This window comes from Arthrobacter sp. GMC3 (genome assembly GCF_002929305.1).
Classification (GTDB): domain Bacteria; phylum Actinomycetota; class Actinomycetes; order Actinomycetales; family Micrococcaceae; genus Specibacter.
On sequence record NZ_PJIO01000070.1, the window covers coordinates 1 to 767 of the forward strand.

2 protein-coding genes are annotated in these 767 nt (G+C 50.8%); one reads left to right on the forward strand and one right to left on the reverse strand.

The features are described 5' to 3' along the window. Positions 1-309: hypothetical protein (locus CXQ94_RS22800; RefSeq protein WP_219817110.1), on the forward strand; the 309-nt coding region annotated here is incomplete at its 5' end. A 2-nt stretch (positions 310-311) separates the two neighbouring features. On the opposite strand, the gene CXQ94_RS21460 is transcribed toward CXQ94_RS22800, so the two are convergent. Next, positions 312-647 carry a hypothetical protein gene (locus tag CXQ94_RS21460; protein ID WP_104092579.1) on the reverse strand — a complete coding sequence of 112 codons (336 nt, stop codon included), beginning with the start codon at positions 645-647 and terminating at the stop codon, positions 312-314. Positions 648-767: the final 120 nt, after the last annotated feature.

A 767-nucleotide genomic window follows, 5' to 3' on the forward strand; every position in this document is an offset into this window, starting at 1 on the left:
GACGAAAATTTCATCATCATGAAGCTTTGGAACGAATATGTGGCCGCGACTAAGGGCCGTCGAGCGATCACATGGAGCCAAGGACTCCGCGATTTGGTAGCGCTCGAAGATGAACGCACAGACGAGGAAATCCTCGAGGACACCAAAGAAGATGACTTGCAGCTGCTAATTCCTGGTCAAGATTGGGACAGGATCAAAAACAAGCCGCTGCGCCTCGCTGACATCCTCGAATACACGGAAAAGGGCGATCTCGAATCAGTCGTAACTGTCATCGAAACCGCCCTCCCGGTGCAATGGGAACCTGCCTAGAATCAGTCAGATTTGGCACCAAATTTTTGCTGCGCAGCTTGACGGCTGACCCCGAGAGCGTCGCCAATATCTGCCCATGATTGACCGGCCTTGCGCTCTCTGTCGACAATGTCCCAGATTACGTTTCCGATCTGTTCTTGAAGATAGGCCAGCGCTGCAAGCTGCCTTGTGTCCTCGTTTGAATGGCTGAGACTCGCCATTGAATCGGAGTGCGCCTGAGCGAATGAATGGAGCGTGTTTTCTTCGTCCTTTTGGCTGTGTGAGAGGTCGGCGTTATCGAAGTATTGGCCAAGAATCCGGGCCGCTTCGATCGCTTGCTGAGTGCTAGGAGTAGTCATAAATCAAACGTATGTCAAGAATAGTTGACTGTCAAGAAAAGTTGACATAGGCGTAAAAATGGGCGATTCCTGGGCATCAATTCGATACTCAGGAACCGCCCATATGGAGAGTGTTTTACA

Coding starts and splice junctions, on each gene's coding strand:
- CXQ94_RS21460 (WP_104092579.1), bottom strand. CDS start 647: ATGACTACTCCTAGCACTCAGCAAGCGATCGAAGCGGCCCGGATTCTT.